General features: G+C 42.6%; 13 protein-coding genes and 2 tRNA genes. 12 read left to right on the plus strand and 3 right to left on the minus strand.

The features are described 5' to 3' along the window. Positions 1-27 precede the first annotated feature (27 nt). The 5 genes from EWE74_RS03535 to EWE74_RS03555 are packed head-to-tail and all read left to right on the plus strand — an operon-like array spanning position 28 to position 7,216. On the plus strand, positions 28-1,053 hold the full coding sequence (locus tag EWE74_RS03535; protein ID WP_130140135.1) for a SusE domain-containing protein: 1,026 nt from the start codon (positions 28-30) through the stop codon (positions 1,051-1,053). A 14-nt stretch (positions 1,054-1,067) separates the two neighbouring features. Further along, complete coding sequence (locus tag EWE74_RS03540; protein WP_130140136.1) at positions 1,068-2,906, plus strand: glycoside hydrolase family 13 protein; 1,839 nt, start codon at positions 1,068-1,070, stop codon at positions 2,904-2,906. Between the two features lie 3 nt (positions 2,907-2,909). Continuing rightward, positions 2,910-3,566, plus strand: coding sequence for a beta-phosphoglucomutase (gene pgmB / locus EWE74_RS03545; protein WP_130140137.1), 657 nt, complete (start codon positions 2,910-2,912; stop codon positions 3,564-3,566). Positions 3,567-3,577: 11 nt separating this feature from the next. Then, on the plus strand, positions 3,578-5,866 hold the full coding sequence (locus tag EWE74_RS03550) for a family 65 glycosyl hydrolase domain-containing protein (protein WP_130140138.1): 2,289 nt from the start codon (positions 3,578-3,580) through the stop codon (positions 5,864-5,866). A 9-nt stretch (positions 5,867-5,875) separates the two neighbouring features. Further along, positions 5,876-7,216, plus strand: coding sequence for an MFS transporter (locus EWE74_RS03555; RefSeq protein ID WP_130140139.1), 1,341 nt, complete (start codon positions 5,876-5,878; stop codon positions 7,214-7,216). A gap of 10 nt (positions 7,217-7,226) precedes the next feature. On the opposite strand, the gene clpB is transcribed toward EWE74_RS03555, so the two are convergent. Continuing rightward, entirely contained in the window at positions 7,227-9,833 is a 2,607-nt protein-coding gene (gene clpB / locus EWE74_RS03560) for an ATP-dependent chaperone ClpB (RefSeq protein WP_130140140.1), read from the minus strand. Positions 9,834-10,121: 288 nt separating this feature from the next. Here clpB and EWE74_RS03565 point away from each other — a divergent pair. From EWE74_RS03565 to obgE, 4 genes are all read left to right on the plus strand, one after another. Continuing rightward, positions 10,122-10,194: transfer RNA gene (locus EWE74_RS03565), tRNA-Thr, on the plus strand. Between the two features lie 49 nt (positions 10,195-10,243). After that, positions 10,244-10,317: transfer RNA gene (locus EWE74_RS03570), tRNA-Arg, on the plus strand. A gap of 60 nt (positions 10,318-10,377) precedes the next feature. Beyond that, positions 10,378-10,947 (plus strand): adenylate kinase, encoded by a 570-nt coding sequence (locus EWE74_RS03575; protein WP_130140141.1) that lies wholly within the window; start codon positions 10,378-10,380, stop codon positions 10,945-10,947. A gap of 31 nt (positions 10,948-10,978) precedes the next feature. Next, positions 10,979-11,977, plus strand: coding sequence for a GTPase ObgE (gene obgE / locus EWE74_RS03580; protein ID WP_130140142.1), 999 nt, complete (start codon positions 10,979-10,981; stop codon positions 11,975-11,977). Positions 11,978-11,979: 2 nt separating this feature from the next. Here the strand turns inward: obgE and EWE74_RS03585 are convergent, their stop codons facing one another. Both EWE74_RS03585 and panB read right to left on the minus strand, forming a co-directional pair. Beyond that, positions 11,980-12,591 carry a hypothetical protein gene (locus tag EWE74_RS03585; protein WP_130140143.1) on the minus strand — a complete coding sequence of 204 codons (612 nt, stop codon included), beginning with the start codon at positions 12,589-12,591 and terminating at the stop codon, positions 11,980-11,982. A gap of 27 nt (positions 12,592-12,618) precedes the next feature. After that, complete coding sequence (gene panB, locus EWE74_RS03590) at positions 12,619-13,434, minus strand: 3-methyl-2-oxobutanoate hydroxymethyltransferase (protein ID WP_130140144.1); 816 nt, start codon at positions 13,432-13,434, stop codon at positions 12,619-12,621. An 81-nt stretch (positions 13,435-13,515) separates the two neighbouring features. Between panB and EWE74_RS03595 the strand changes: the two genes are divergently transcribed. From EWE74_RS03595 to pyrF, 3 genes are all read left to right on the plus strand, one after another. Next, on the plus strand, positions 13,516-14,259 hold the full coding sequence (locus tag EWE74_RS03595) for an RluA family pseudouridine synthase (protein ID WP_130140145.1): 744 nt from the start codon (positions 13,516-13,518) through the stop codon (positions 14,257-14,259). A gap of 92 nt (positions 14,260-14,351) precedes the next feature. After that, on the plus strand, positions 14,352-14,951 hold the full coding sequence (locus EWE74_RS03600) for a TlpA family protein disulfide reductase (RefSeq protein WP_130140146.1): 600 nt from the start codon (positions 14,352-14,354) through the stop codon (positions 14,949-14,951). Between the two features lie 2 nt (positions 14,952-14,953). Further along, positions 14,954-15,796, plus strand: a complete 843-nt coding sequence (pyrF, locus tag EWE74_RS03605; RefSeq protein WP_130140147.1) for an orotidine-5'-phosphate decarboxylase — start codon at positions 14,954-14,956, stop codon at positions 15,794-15,796. The last annotated feature ends 25 nt before the right edge of the window (positions 15,797-15,821 follow it).

Consider the following 15,821-nt stretch of genomic DNA (forward strand, 5'->3'; position numbering starts at 1 on the left):
TACAGTACATATTCAAATCAGGAAATAATGAAAACGTTTAATATAATTGCATGTCTTGCTGTACTTCTTAGCCTAATAGGCGTGTCGTGTAGCAAAGATGAAACCAAACTGGTGGCAGTACCAGGAGAGGGTGGTTCGTTGCAGGCTTCGGGATCTTCGGTGGTACTTACCAAAGAGAATGCGGATCAGGAAGCATTAGCGATACAATGGGAATCTGCTGATTTCGGGTTTAAAGCCGCTATTATCAATACGCTGCAAATAGGATTGAAAGGACAAAATTTTGAAGGAGCTAAAGAGATCGCTTTTTCAGCTGGCGATAATAGTTATAGCTTTAATATCCTTGAATTAAACGCACTGTTGCTCGCTATGGAATTACCTGTGGATGTAGTTACAGATCTGGAATTACGGTTAAAGTCTACTATCTCGACGTCGTTTACGCCACTTTATTCTAATACGTTGCCGTTGGCGGTTACGCCCTATGCAGCCATCAGCTACCTCTATGTGCCGGGTGCTTACCAAAAGGCTATTCCGCCGGGAGCCGACTGGGTTGTCGAAACCGCCGAAAGTCTGATCTCGCCGACTAGTAACGGTATCTACACGGGTATTATCTATTTCCCGGAAGCAGATTCGGAATTTAAGATAACACCTGCACGCAGCTGGGATGCCTCGTATGGAGACGATGGGGCGGGAAGAATATCACTAAACGCCGGAGGAAATATTAAAGCACCGAGAACCGGAAACTTGGAACTTACGGTAAACACCAATGAGAATACCATCACGTATAAAGATCATAGTTGGGGAATTGTCGGCGATGCGGCTGTTAGTTGGGATGACGATACCGATATGCGTTATGAAAACAGTACACAGCTGTGGAAGATAACCGTAGAGCTGAAGGCCGGCGAGATGAAATTCCGGAAAAACCACGATTGGGGTACGAACTACGGTGGTGCAAACGGTACGTTAAATAATGATAATATTGTTATAACAGAAGCCGGCATGTATGATATCGTATTCGATTTGGTGAACATGAAATACAGTCTTACTAAAAAATAAATATGTCCATATTCATGAACTTGAAGAAAGTTTTAATCAGTGCCTGTTTTATCGTATGGATTGCCTTTGCACAAGGGCAATCCATACAACGGGCAGAACCGCTACACTGGTGGTTAGGTATGCATAATCCGGAACTGCAGCTCGTATTATACGGTTCGGATATCGGTGATTGTGAAGTCAAATTGCCTAAGGCGGGCATGCAGTTAAAAAAGGTTCACCAGGTAGAAAATACGAATTACCTTTTCCTGGATGTCGAAATTCTAAATAATGCGCAAGCGGGAACCTATCCTATAGAGTTATACAAAAACGGAAAGAAAGTATTAACGCGCGACTATGTGTTGAAGAATCGTGACAAAAATCTGGTTAAAGCACAAGGTGTACATGCGTCAGATCTTATTTATTTGATCATGCCCGATCGGTTTGCCAACGGCGATCCTAGTAACGATTCCGTAAAAGGCATGCGCGAAACCGCGGTAAATCGCGATTCCATGTATTACAGACACGGAGGCGATCTACAAGGGATTATCAACAACCTGGATTACCTTGAGGATTTAGGTGTCACGGCTCTTTGGATGACGCCTGTCGTGACGAATGATATGCCGGGTTATTCATACCACGGTTATGCGAACACGGAAAACTATGAAATAGATCCACGCTTTGGAACAGTCGATACCTATCGCGAACTCGGAAAAGAACTGCATAAGCGCAACATGAAACTGGTTCATGACGTCGTACCGAACCATGTGGGGCTACATCACTGGACAGTGATTGACCGTCCGTCTTCCGATTGGCTACATGAATGGGACACCTTTACGCAAACAACCTATAAAGACCAGACCATGTTCGATCCGTATGGAACGCAGGCAGACAAAGATCTGATGGAAAAAGGATGGTTTGTAGAAACAATGCCCGACTTGAACCACCAAAATGAAAAGATGCAGAAATACATCACACAGAGTCATATCTGGTGGATTGAAGAAGCAGGCGTAGACGGTTTTCGTATCGATACATATCCCTACAATGATCTGGCTTTCATGGGGAAATGGACAGATGCCATTCGTGCGGAATTTCCCGATTTCTCCTTCTTTGGGGAAACGTGGGTACACTCCGTTCCGAACCAGGCGTATTTCTTGGGTGGTCAAAAAGTAGGGCAGGATGTCGATACGAAATTGGAAGGTGTAACGGATTTTCAATTAAACTATGCTATCGGAGATGCACTTAATCTGGAAAAAGATGGTGCTAACAAATTATATAGCACCGTAAGTGGCGACTACCTGTATCCAAACCCTTTGGCAAATGTGATCTTCCTCGATAACCATGATAAGGACCGTTTCTTTTCAACAGTGGGTGAAGACATCGAAAAGTATAAAAGTGCTTTTAGCTGGTTGTTAACCTACCGCGGTATTCCGCAGATGTACTATGGAGCAGAGATCTTAATGAAGAACTTCAGCAGACCAGATGGTTTGGTGCGGGAAGATTTTAAGGGTGGTTTCCCCGGAGATGAAGTCAATAAGTTTACAGCCAAAGGACGCACAGAAGCTGAAAACGATATGTTTAATCACGTGCGTACCTTGGCGCAATACAGAAAGCAGACTACGGCTTTGCAAGATGGCAAGTTGTTACACTATGCGCCGCAAAATGATGTATATGTGTATTTCCGCTATAACGATAAGGAAAAAGTGATGGTGATCATGAATTGTAGCGAAGAAGAGCAGACGGTTGTATTAGCACGTTTTGACGAAGGTATCGGACAGTCAAAACAGATGAAGAATATTTTAACAAGTGAATCGTTGAATTTGCCGGAAAATGTGGTGGTGAAAGGGAAACAAACATTGGTATTTGAATTAAAGTAATACATGAACGCAAGAAAGATAATAGACGACGCAACGGCTGTCATATTTGATTTAGATGGGGTGCTGGTGGATACTGCTGTATTTCATTACCAAGCCTGGAAGCGGTTAGCCAAACAGTTTGATTTTGACTTCACGGAAGCGGAAAATGAGCAATTAAAGGGTGTCAGCCGTGTGGACTCGCTGAATCTTATCTTAAAATGGGCAAACAAGGAAGTGCCTGCCGAAGAAAAAGAACAGCTGGCGGCATTGAAAAATACCTGGTATCTCGAATTGGTAGAAAATATGCAAGATGGGGATGTGCTTCCGGGCACAATAGATCTATTGACCTATTTGAAAGCTACAGATAAAAAGATAGCATTAGGTTCGGCGAGTAAAAATGCGGTTCGGATTTTGGAGAAAACCGGTATCCTGCGTTATTTCGATGCGATTATTGACGGAAATGCCGTCAAAAACTCGAAACCAGACCCCGAAGTCTTTTTAAAAGCAGCAACATCGGTCGGTGTCGAACCCGCTGCATGTGTTGTACTGGAAGATGCCCAGGCAGGAATTGAAGCCGCAAAGGCTGCTAAGATGCAGGTGATAGCCGTAGACAAATCTCATGTCTTAACGAACTACGATGCGCGTGTAGACGATTTGTCGGAAATATTGATAAGTGAATAGTAACGAAGAGCATGAAGAATTACATCATACACGATCCGTGGCATATCATTGAAGATCAATTTAGAGCGGAGCACAACGAGTTTTCGGAAAGCATTTTTTCCATTGGCAACGGACGGATGGGACAGCGCGCGAATTTTGAGGAAGCCTATTCCGGAAAAACGATGCAAGGTTCGTATCTGGCAGGTGTCTATTATCCAGATAAAACAAGAGTAGGCTGGTGGAAGAACGGTTACCCCGAATATTTTGCCAAAGTCATCAATGCGGTACAATGGATTGGACTGGACATTCAGATAGACGGTACAACGTTGGATTTGGCTCAATGTGAAATCATAAGCTTCGAGCGCCGTTTGGACATGAAAGCTGGTGTACTTTATCGTACGTTTAGGGCAAAGATGCCAAACGGAAAGGAGGTGGAAATAACGGCTAAACGGATGTATCATCTGTTTCAATCGGATACCGCATCACTGCAATATACGCTACGCGTTTTAAACTCGGATGCCGACGTGGCCGTACGTTCTTATTTAGATGGCGACGTCGTGAATCGGGACAGCAACTACGATGAGCGTTTTTGGGTGCCGATTGCGGAAGACATCCAAGATGATCTCGTGTTGGTGAAGGAAACCAGAAAAACAACATTTCGTGTAGAGGCGCGCCTGCGTAATGTATGCTATGTTGGCGGAACTGCACAATCATCGGGTATAAAAAGAAAAGAACAATTCTATGTAGGCGAGGAGTTGCACGCGCATTTGAAAGCCGGCGAATCCATCCGCATGGAGAAATATGTTGCGATGGTCAGCTCCCTCAACCATCCGCTGGATAAACTAACGGAAGCCGCACAAAATAGTCTGGAAAAAATTGCTTCCAAAAGCTATGATGAACTGATACAACTACAAACAGAGGCGTGGGCACGTATCTGGGAAGAAAGTGACATACAGATTGAAGGAGATGTTGCCGCACAACAAGCGATCCGGTTTAATATTTTCCAGCTAAACCAAACCTATACAGGCGAAGACGCCAGGTTAAATATCGGGCCGAAAGGTTTTACCGGAGAGAAATACGGTGGAGTCACTTATTGGGATACCGAAGCCTATTGCTTACCTTTTTATCTCGCGACACAAGAACCCAAGGTAGCCCGTAATCTGCTGCTTTACCGTTATCAGCATTTGGAAAAAGCTATTGAAAATGCAGGCAAATTGGGATTTAGTGATGGGGCGGCTTTGTATCCAATGGTCACGATCAACGGGGAAGAATGCCACAACGAATGGGAAATTACGTTTGAAGAAATCCATCGGAACGGTGCTATTGCCTTTGCTATTTACAACTATGTCCGTTATACAGACGACAGCGAATATCTCTCTACGCACGGTTTGGAAGTGTTGATCGGTATCAGCCGTTTTTGGGCACAACGCGTCAATTGGAGCGAGCAGAAACAGCAATATGTGATGCTGGGTGTAACCGGCCCGAATGAGTATGAGAATAATGTAAACAACAACTGGTATACGAACAAAATTGCTGTATGGTGTTTACGCTATACATTGAAGGTCATCGCACAGGAGCAAACACTACACGAGGATCGTTTATACGAGTTGTTGTCAAGATTGGACTTTAAAGCGGAAGAAAGTCCGTTATGGCAACATATCGTAGATAATATGTACCTGCCTGAAGATAGTGGCCGCGGTGTATTTCTACAACAAGATGGTTTTTTGGATAAGGAATTGATCCCTGTTGCGGAGCTACCAGCGGGAGTACGACCTTTAAATCAACACTGGAGTTGGGATCGGATATTACGTTCTTGTTATATTAAACAGGCAGATGTGCTGCAAGGCATATATTTCTTCGAAGATGAATTTGATACGAACACTATTCGTCGTAATTATGATTTCTACGAACCGTTAACCGTTCATGAAAGTTCTCTTTCTCCTTGTGTGCACGCGATTATCGCAGCCAAATTGGGTAAAGAAGATAAGGCGTATGAGTTCTACCTCCGCACCGCCCGGCTTGATTTAGACGATTATAACAACGATACCGAAGATGGATTGCACATCACGTCGATGGCGGGCACCTGGCTGGCTATTGTAGAGGGATTTGCAGGTATGCGCGTACGCGATGGTCAATTACATTTTCAAACTTTTATCCCTAAAAACTGGCAAAGCTATGCTTTTCACGTGCAGTATAGAGGAACAAAGTTGTATATTAATGTAAGCCAGGATGATTTTGAAGTCAAAAACCTGTCTGATACCGAAATTAGTATTATATTTAACGGTGAACAGCTTTTGATAGAACCTGAATGGAAATCTTAAAACCTTTTCATGAACAATATACGCGTTAAACCCACTTTGACTGTTGCTCAGATTATCAATATGAGCATGGGCTTTTTGGGTATCCAAATGGGGTTTGCTTTGCAAAACGGTAATGCTTCCCGGATTCTACAAACGTTTGGTGCCGATGTGGAGCATCTGTCTTTGTTTTGGTTAGCAGCTCCGATTACCGGGATGATTGTGCAGCCGATTATCGGCCACTATAGTGATCGTACCTGGACAAAGATGGGGCGTCGACGGCCTTTCTTTTTGGTGGGCGCTATATTGACAGCGATAGCGCTGGTACTCATGCCCAATATCGCCCTATTTACAGCAATACTGCCCCCGTTATTGATCGGGGCCGGTATGCTGATGTTGATGGATGCGTCCATTAACGTGACCATGGAGCCGTTCCGTGCGCTGATAGGTGATAATCTGCCCAGTTCCCAGCGAAGCTTGGGTTTTTCGGTTCAGACAGTTTTAATAGGGGTGGGGGCTGTAGTCGGTTCTTGGTTACCTTATGTATTTGCAGAATATTTAAATATCCCTGCTGAAGGGGGAGATGGTATCGTTCCTCAAAATGTGATTTATTCGTTTTACTTTGGCGCATTCATATTGATCGCTACCATTCTATGGACTGTTTTCACCACAAAAGAATATGCTCCGAAGGAACTGGAGTCTTTTGTAGGGGAGGAAGAGACGGAAGCAGAAACGCAATCTTCATCCAGCCATAATTTGGGCGCGATCTTTCAAGATTTCAAACGGATGCCCTTAACGATGAAAAAGCTTGGATGGGTACAGTTTTTTTCCTGGTTTGCACTTTTCATGATGTGGGTATATATGACACCGGCTATTGCAGAACATGTATTTTATAAGATGGATGGAGAGCGCAGCCGTCTGTATGCGGAAGCGGGCAATTGGGTGGGGGTACTTTTTGGCGTATACAATGGGATATCGGCTATATACGCTATTTTCTTACCTCGGCTTGCTAACCGATTTGGGCGAACAAAAGTACACGCGTTCGGATTAGTCATCGGTGGTATCTCCTTGATTTCGATACTCTTTATTTCTTCGCCGAATATCTTGTTATTAACAATGCTAGGGGTGGGCATAGCTTGGGGGAGCATTCTCTCGATGCCTTACGCCATTTTGAGCGATAGCCTGCCTGCTCGTAAGATGGGTGTATATATGGGAATCTTTAATTTCTTTATCACCTTTCCGCAAATTATATGTGGCTTTTTTGGAGGTATGATTATTAAATATGTTTTCGATAGCCAACCGATATACGGGATTATGCTAGGAGGGATATTTATGCTGTTAGGCGCTATTTCCGTATGGCGTATTAAAGAATAAAAGACAGGGATTATTGATCCCCGTCTTTTTTATTCATAAACACAAACTTACCATCAAATACATCCAGTTGTATCATGGAATCCCTCGTTACTTTACCCGAAAGGATCTCTTTCGAGAGTTCATTAAGTACACGTTTTTGAATTACTCGTTTTAGTGGTCTTGCGCCGTATACCGGATCGTAGCCCAATTGACCTAACCAATCGAGTGCATCTTCACTGGCAGACAAGAAAATGTTCTGTTCGGCAAGCTGCTTCTGTATCCTTTGAAATTGCATACGCACGATATCGCCAATCTCATCCCGGCTCAATGGCGTAAACATGATCACCTCATCAATACGGTTCAGAAACTCCGGTCTGATAGACTTCTGTAATAGTTCAAATACGTCATCCTTGGTTTTCGCAATCACTTCATCGCGATTGCTGTCATCCAATTTGGAGAAATTCTCCTGAATAATATGCGACCCGGTGTTAGACGTCATGATGATGATCGTATTCTTAAAGTTGACCACACGTCCTTTGTTGTCCGTTAAGTGTCCGTCATCCAATACTTGCAATAAGATATTGAATACATCCGGGTGGGCTTTCTCGATCTCATCCAAAAGGACGACTGAATAAGGTCTACGGCGTACGGCTTCCGTTAACTGCCCGCCTTCTTCGTAACCGATGTATCCGGGAGGAGCACCGATCAACCTGGATACCGCATGTCGTTCTTGATATTCCGACATATCAATCCGCACCATCGCTTGTTCATCATCAAACAGGAATTCGGCCAATGCCTTAGCAAGTTCTGTTTTACCTACCCCAGTTGTACCAAGGAAGATGAACGAACCGATAGGTCGTTTCGCATCGCTCAATCCGGCCCTGGAACGGCGGATGGCATCGGCGATCGCTTCAATCGCTTCTTCCTGACCGGCAACACGTTTGTGCAATTCTTCTTCCAGATTAAGTAATTTCTCACGTTCAGACTGTACCATTTTGCTCACTGGAATACCTGTCCAACGAGATACCACGTCCGCGATATCCTCGGAGGTAACTTCCTCTTTTAGCATACGGCTATCCTGTTGCTTTTCCGCAAGTTCGGCTTTTAGATTTTCTACTTTATCCTGTGCCTCTTTAATTTTTCCATAACGCAATTCAGCTACCTTGCCGTAATCGCCAGCACGTTCTGCTTGATCTGCTTCCAGTTTGTAATCTTCGATATTTTGGATTTCCTGGTTAACTTTGTCGACCAAGCCTTTCTCCGATTGCCAAGCTGCTTTTAACGAATCCCGTTCGTTGGAAAGATTAGCGATAGTTTCAGAAAGTTCTTTCACTTTTTTCTCGTCGTTCTCGCGCTTAATCGCCTCCCGTTCAATTTCCAGTTGCATGATGCGTCTTTCCAATTCATCAACTGCCTCCGGTACGGAATCCATCTCCAACCGTAGTTTAGAGGCCGCTTCATCTATTAAGTCAATTGCTTTATCCGGCAAGAATCTATCGGTAATATAGCGTTGTGATAGTTCAACCGCTGCAATAATAGATTCGTCCAGGATACGCACCTTATGGTGTGTTTCATATCTTTCTTTTAATCCACGGAGGATAGAAATAGCATCCTGTGTGTCTGGCTCATCAACCATGACCTTTTGGAATCGGCGCTCTAAGGCTTTATCTTTTTCGAAATACTTTTGGTATTCATTCAGTGTTGTCGCACCAATTGCCCGAAGCTCGCCGCGTGCTAGAGCGGGTTTTAGGATGTTTGCGGCATCCATAGCACCTTCGCCACCACCAGCCCCCACCAAGGTGTGGATTTCATCGATGAAAAGGATAATCTCCCCCGCGCTGTCCGACACCTCTTTTACGACTGCTTTTAAACGCTCTTCAAACTCACCTTTGTATTTTGCTCCAGCGATAAGCGCCCCCATATCGAGCGAGAACACCGTTTTAGACTTCAGGTTTTCAGGTGCATCACCTTTGATGATTCGGTGGGCAATACCTTCTGCAATAGCTGTTTTACCCACACCCGGCTCCCCAACCAGAATCGGGTTGTTCTTTGTTCGGCGTGATAGAATCTGCATCACACGACGAATTTCTTCATCACGGCCGATAACCGGATCCAGTTTTCCGGATTCTGCAAACTCATTGAGGTTACGCGCGTATTTCCCAAGGGCATTGTATGTTGCCTCTGCATTTTGATCGGTAACACGATTATTTCCTCTAAGCTCTTTGATAGCCAATTTGAGATCTTTCTCGTTTACGCCTTGATCCTTCAACAAAGAAGCCGTCTTATCACTTGAAGAAAGAAGTCCCAAAAGAATATGCTCAATGGAAACAAATTCATCATTGAATTCTTTTAGATAACTTTGGGCTTTTTGTAACACCGAAGCAGACGTGTTACTGAGATATACATTGCTTCCGCTTACTTTAGGAAGAGAAGCAATTTGTTTGTCGACCTCTGTCTCCAGATAGTTGGTGTTTACATTTAGCTTTTTCAATAAATGCCCAATAACGTGTTCATCCACGGTTAGGAGTGCCTTTAATATATGTGCGGATTCAATCGCTTGTTGCTGATTACCCGCTGCAATTTCGGAAGCTTTTTGAATAGCCTCCTGTGCTTTGATTGTATAATTGTTAAAGTTCATATAATAATATCTCTTTAATCTATTGCAAATGCTTGTTTAATCTCGTTTTATGGATAAACAATTTAAGTGCCTTTTTGATTTTAACTATCTATTCGGAAATTTTGTCGCTAAAAAATACAATTAAACGACAAAATGACCTGTTTATTTGCCGTTTAAGCGGATACGCTGGAATGTAATAGCCAGTGTCTTCGGCCTTTATCTTCTATATAACGAGTTTTTTCAAAAAGTACTTGCATAATAAAAATAGAACTGTGATATTTGCATCACTGAATCGGAAACGGTTCGAAAGCCTCCTTAGCTCAGCTGGTAGAGCAACTGACTTGTAATCAGTAGGTCATTGGTTCGATCCCGATAGGAGGCTCAAAGAAAACCAAAGCAAACAGACTATATGTCAAGATGTGATGGTTACCGCGCTCATAGCTTAACTGGATAGAGCACCTGACTACGGATCAGGAGGTTAGGGGTTCGACTCCCTTTGAGCGCACAAGTAAAGCCTAATTCTGTATCGGGATTAGGCTTTTTTTTGAACATAAAATAACAACTTATGCTAAACCTCGTCTTATTTGGTCCTCCCGGTGCAGGGAAAGGTACCCAATCAGAAAAACTCATTGAAAAATACCAATTGGTTCATATCTCCACTGGTGATATTTTCCGTGCTCATATCAAAGACCAAACTGCTTTGGGACAGCAAGTGAGTCAAATTATTGCCGATGGTAATCTTGTTCCTGACTCTATTACCATCGCTATGCTGGAAGAAGAAATTAATAAAAACCCACAGGCAAAAGGATTTATTTTTGATGGATTCCCTCGTACGGTAGCGCAGGCGGAAGCTTTAGATAAATTTTTGGAATCGATTAATGAACACATCACAGGTGTATTGGCATTAGACGTAACGGAAGAAGAATTAAAGGAGCGTATCGCGAAACGTCAAGAAATATCTGGTCGTGCAGATGATGCTGCAGATAAGTTGACGAAACGTATTGAAGAGTATTTTAATAAAACCATACACGTATTGCCCTATTATGAAGCACAGGGTAAACTGTCCAAAGTAAACGGTATTGGTGATATTGATGCAATTTTCCAGTCGTTGACAGCGATTATTGATACATATTAATTCCCAAACATAAAAAGTAATATAGTAGAATATGGCTCAGGGCTCGAATTTCGTGGATTATGTGAAGGTGTGTTGCCGCTCTGGGCACGGAGGAGCCGGCTCGGCCCACCTGCATCGGGATAAATTTACCGCCAAAGGTGGGCCAGATGGAGGTGATGGTGGTCGTGGTGGCCATATCATCCTAAAAGGTTCTTCACAGCACTGGACATTACTCCATTTAAAATATCGTAAGCATATTATTGCGGAAAATGGTGGGCCAGGATTAAGCGCGTTGCGTACAGGGGCAAACGGAAAAGATGAAATATTGGAAGTCCCTCTAGGAACGGTTGCTAAGGACGCCGAAACTGGTGAGATTCTGTTTGATATTACAGAAGATGGAGAAACTAAGATATTGACCCCTGGCGGGAAAGGTGGATTAGGCAATTGGCACTTTAAATCTGCTACACAGCAAACGCCGCGCTTTGCACAATCGGGTATGCCAGGAAAAGAGCAATGGATTATACTGGAATTGAAAGTATTGGCAGATGTTGGATTAGTCGGTTTCCCCAACGCTGGAAAATCCACGTTGCTATCTGTTGTGTCAGCAGCAAAACCGGAAATTGCCGATTATCCGTTTACCACCTTGGTGCCAAATCTTGGGATTGTTGGCTACCGCGACAATAGATCATTTGTAATGGCGGATATTCCGGGAATCATCGAAGGAGCCTCAAAAGGCAAAGGTTTAGGGCACCGATTCTTACGCCATATTGAACGTAATGCGGTTCTATTATTTATGGTTCCTGCGGATACCGATCGTAGTATTGCCGAAGAATACGAGATTTTACTAAATGAATTAACGGCTTATAATCCCGAGCTCATGGATAAACCACGCCTATTGGCAGTTACAAAGTCTGATATGCTCGATGATGAACTCGAAGCGGAGATGACGGAAACACTACCAAAAGGAATGCCTGCGATTTTCATATCTTCCGTATCGGGTAAAAATATCCAACAGCTAAAAGATATGATATGGAAGGCTATTAATGATTGATATTAGATAATCGGAAACAATCTACTTTCTACTTCGATCTTAAATTTTTCGTGAAGATATGTAAAGAATTGCTTGTTCGCTTGGTTTTGGTTTTGTTCAATAAGATAGGGAATGACGACAATATCTTGTTTTAAACGAAGCTTATAATAACCAAACAAGGTATCTCGGTTTTTTTGAACGGACTTTACTTCGGATACACTTACTACATCACGCATTAAATTAAAAGAAAGAGGCTGATCTTTAATATGGTCCAACAAGACTTCATAAGTTTCAAGATTAAAATAAATACGTTGATCCTTAGTATATTTAATATGGTTCGTGTAAACAAAAAGTTGACCAATGAGATAAAGACTTAATGGAATAAGTATCCACAATATTTTGATTTTCATCCCCAGAATGATGACGATCAAAAGGAGTAAAAAACCGATTCCAACTGTGCGTAATGTACTCTTTGTCACACGGCTGATTAATAGGGATGACGTATCTATCAAGACAAAATGCTGGCGCTGATTCGCCCGGACGATAGATGTACCGTCTCCACTGGTCAACATAAACCTTCGGGCTATAAGATATAGCAAAAGTCCGAGTAAAGCGATAATAATAAATATCTTCATTGCGCTATCTTAGAAAAGCCATATCTTTTAATATTGCTCAGATTCATTCGGGTAATTCCCCGATTTCACATCTTCTGCATATTTAGCCGCCGCTTCCACGATACCATCGTACATTTCCATATAACGTCTCAAGAATTTTGGTTTGAAATCTTTGGTGAATCCAAGCATATCATTAACCACCAATACCTGTCCATCACATCCGTTTCCTGCACCAATGCCTATCGTAGGGATGGAAAGTGATTCACTGACTTCTGTAGCAAGTTTTGCCGGTATTTTTTCCAAAACAATAGCAAAGCATCCTATTTCTTGAAGTGCCAACGCATCCGATTTCAGTTTTTCCGCTTCTGCTTCTTCTTGTGCCCGGACACCAAACGTTCCGAATTTATTGATGGATTGCGGTGTCAGGCCTAAATGCCCACAGACAGGAATACCCGCATCAATAATTTTCTTAATATTGTCCAATATCTCGACACCGCCTTCCAGTTTCAACGCATGAGCGCCCGATTCTTTCATCATCCGAACAGCCGACTTGAAAGCATCTTCTGCTGTACCTTGATATTCACCAAAAGGAAGGTCAACCAATACCAACGCCCGCTTTGCACCTCTCGCTACCGCACTGGCGTGGTATATCATATGGTCTAATGTAATAGGTAACGTGGTTTCATACCCTGCGAAAACATTTGCCGCCGAATCTCCCACCAATAAAACGTCGATACCTGCTTCGTCTAATGCACGCGCAGTAGAGTAATCATACGCCGTGAGCATGCTGACTTTTTCACCATTTGCTTTCATCGCCAAGATGGTGTTTGTGGTTACTCGTTTGATTATTTTATTTACGGACATTGCTTGTAGTTTGAAGAGACAAAGCTAATAAAAAGTTATAGAAGTCGAGGATCTTAAAGGGATTTCTGTATTTTTGCGTTTATGCAAAAAAGTGACAATCGTTTATTTAAATTTCCGAAATTTCAAGATCTCATTATTTTTGAAGATGATAACCTCATTGTCATTAATAAACCGCCGTTTGTAGCTTCTTTGGACAACCGGAGCGGGGATGAAGTGAATATTTTGCGTCTTGCAAAAAAATATTATCCGGATGCTCAGGTTTGCCACCGCTTGGACAAAGATACGTCCGGTCTGCTTTTATTGGCAAAGAACCCGGAAACATATCGGTTGGTCTCGATTGAATTCGAACGGAGACGTGTAGATAAAATATACCATGCGATTATCCGCGGAACGCATACATTTACCAACCTATCCGTAGATTTACCTATTTTGAACCAAGGGAACAAAAATGTCTCCATAGATCGTGCTAACGGAAAACTCGCCGAAACTATTTTTAATTCTATACAGTATTTTAGACATTTTACACTCGTTGAGTGTAAACCGATTACGGGACGTATGCACCAGATTCGTATCCATTTGGCTACACAGCGAGCTGCTATTGTAGGTGATGAGATGTACCGAGGTAAACCGGTTTATTTGTCTCAGATTAAAAAAAGAGGCTTTACCATGGCAAAAGGAGAAGAAGAGCAGCCCATTATGAAACGATTTGCGTTGCATGCGCGTCAAATCCGCTTTACTCTGGAAGGAAAAGAATACAATTTTGAAGCGCCATATCCGAAAGATTTTGCTACCTTGTTGAAATTACTGGAGAAATTTGATCGTTAAACGGGGGAACTTGAGATGAAATACTTATGTTTCCGAAAACACAAACGCACATGCGTATTCCATATAGCCCTTAAAGAACAAATTATTTACATATGAATAAAAAGAAAGTTTGGAAAATAGTTGGTAATGTTATCTTCGTGGGATTGATTATTTTATTAATTCTACCCAGTGGACGCATCTGGGTACAGCAAGGGTTGATGAAAATCGGTTTGTTTAAACCTAAATTGGAAAAACCGGAACCGACCCCGATCGCAGAAGCAGAGGTACCCGCGAGCAGCAATTATGCGGGCGTTGCTTTTTCAGATGATAATGGAGAAGTGGTACATATCCCGGACTTAAAAGGAAAGGTGGTCTTCCTAAATTTTTGGGCAACCTGGTGCCCCCCTTGTAAAGCGGAAATGCCTTCTATTCAGGTGTTGAAAGATAAATTCAAAGACAATAATAACGTGGTTTTCCTCATCGTTGAAATTGAAGGTGAAAAAGAGAAAGCGCGAGACTTTATGCAGCAAGGCAGTATGGATCTACCCGTTTATTATCCGGAAAGTCAAATTCCGGGCGAATGGTTGGGAGGAGCTATTCCCACGACAGTCATTTTAGATAAAACGGGAAATATTGCCACACGCCATGAGGGTATGGCTGATTATGCCCGCGTAGAGGTGTCTGACTTCATTACAGAATTAATTCAAAAATAAGCATGACCAAAGCAGCATTAGTTCAACAAATAAAAATCAAAAAGAGCTTTTTGTGTGTGGGATTGGATACAGATATTACTAAAATACCGACTCACCTGTTGGACGATGAAGATCCTATATTTTCTTTTAATAAAGCAATAATTGAGGCGACAGAAGATCTCTGTGTAGCGTATAAGCCTAATATCGCCTTTTATGAATGTTATGGCGTAAAAGGATGGCAATCGCTACAAAAAACGTGGGAAATCCTGCCCAAAAATTGCCTGAGCATCGCAGATGCTAAACGTGGTGACATCGGGAATACTTCTACCAGATACGCAAAGGCATTTTTTGATCAAGATACATCGGGGTTAGGATTTGATGCGATTACCATAGCACCGTATATGGGGCATGATTCGATTATTCCTTTTCTAGATATTCCAGATAAATGGTCTATCGTACTAGCATTGACATCTAATTTAGGAAGTAAGGATTTTCAAAACGTTACCAATGCCTCGGGTGTGGAATTATTTGAAGTTGTGTTGGATAAAGTGAAAGAATGGGGCACTCCCGAAAATACCATGTTTGTGGTGGGAGCGACTCGAGGAGAAGGCTTTTTGAAAGTGCGTGAACATGTGCCAGACCATTTTTTGCTAGTTCCAGGTGTTGGGGCACAAGGAGGTTCGTTACAAGAGGTATGCAAATATGGTATGAACAAAGCGTGTGGTTTGTTGGTAAACAGTACCCGAGGTATTATATATGCATCTAATGGAAAGGACTTTGCGGAACGTGCGCGGGAAGAAGCCTCAAAGCTACAAAAGGAGATGCAGGTAGAATTAGAAAGAGCGGGGATAATTTTGGCACAATAATTACTTATCTACAGCATAAGAACAA

The organism is Sphingobacterium corticibacterium, from assembly GCF_004208525.1.
Classification (GTDB): domain Bacteria; phylum Bacteroidota; class Bacteroidia; order Sphingobacteriales; family Sphingobacteriaceae; genus Sphingobacterium; species Sphingobacterium corticibacterium.

Coding starts and splice junctions, on each gene's coding strand:
- EWE74_RS03535 (WP_130140135.1), top strand. CDS start 28: ATGAAAACGTTTAATATAATTGCATGTCTTGCTGTACTTCTTAGCCTA.
- EWE74_RS03540 (WP_130140136.1), top strand. CDS start 1,068: ATGAACTTGAAGAAAGTTTTAATCAGTGCCTGTTTTATCGTATGGATT.
- pgmB (WP_130140137.1), top strand. CDS start 2,910: ATGAACGCAAGAAAGATAATAGACGACGCAACGGCTGTCATATTTGAT.
- EWE74_RS03550 (WP_130140138.1), top strand. CDS start 3,578: ATGAAGAATTACATCATACACGATCCGTGGCATATCATTGAAGATCAA.
- EWE74_RS03555 (WP_130140139.1), top strand. CDS start 5,876: ATGAACAATATACGCGTTAAACCCACTTTGACTGTTGCTCAGATTATC.
- clpB (WP_130140140.1), bottom strand. CDS start 9,833: ATGAACTTTAACAATTATACAATCAAAGCACAGGAGGCTATTCAAAAA.
- EWE74_RS03575 (WP_130140141.1), top strand. CDS start 10,378: ATGCTAAACCTCGTCTTATTTGGTCCTCCCGGTGCAGGGAAAGGTACC.
- obgE (WP_130140142.1), top strand. CDS start 10,979: ATGGCTCAGGGCTCGAATTTCGTGGATTATGTGAAGGTGTGTTGCCGC.
- EWE74_RS03585 (WP_130140143.1), bottom strand. CDS start 12,591: ATGAAGATATTTATTATTATCGCTTTACTCGGACTTTTGCTATATCTT.
- panB (WP_130140144.1), bottom strand. CDS start 13,434: ATGTCCGTAAATAAAATAATCAAACGAGTAACCACAAACACCATCTTG.
- EWE74_RS03595 (WP_130140145.1), top strand. CDS start 13,516: ATGCAAAAAAGTGACAATCGTTTATTTAAATTTCCGAAATTTCAAGAT.
- EWE74_RS03600 (WP_130140146.1), top strand. CDS start 14,352: ATGAATAAAAAGAAAGTTTGGAAAATAGTTGGTAATGTTATCTTCGTG.
- pyrF (WP_130140147.1), top strand. CDS start 14,954: ATGACCAAAGCAGCATTAGTTCAACAAATAAAAATCAAAAAGAGCTTT.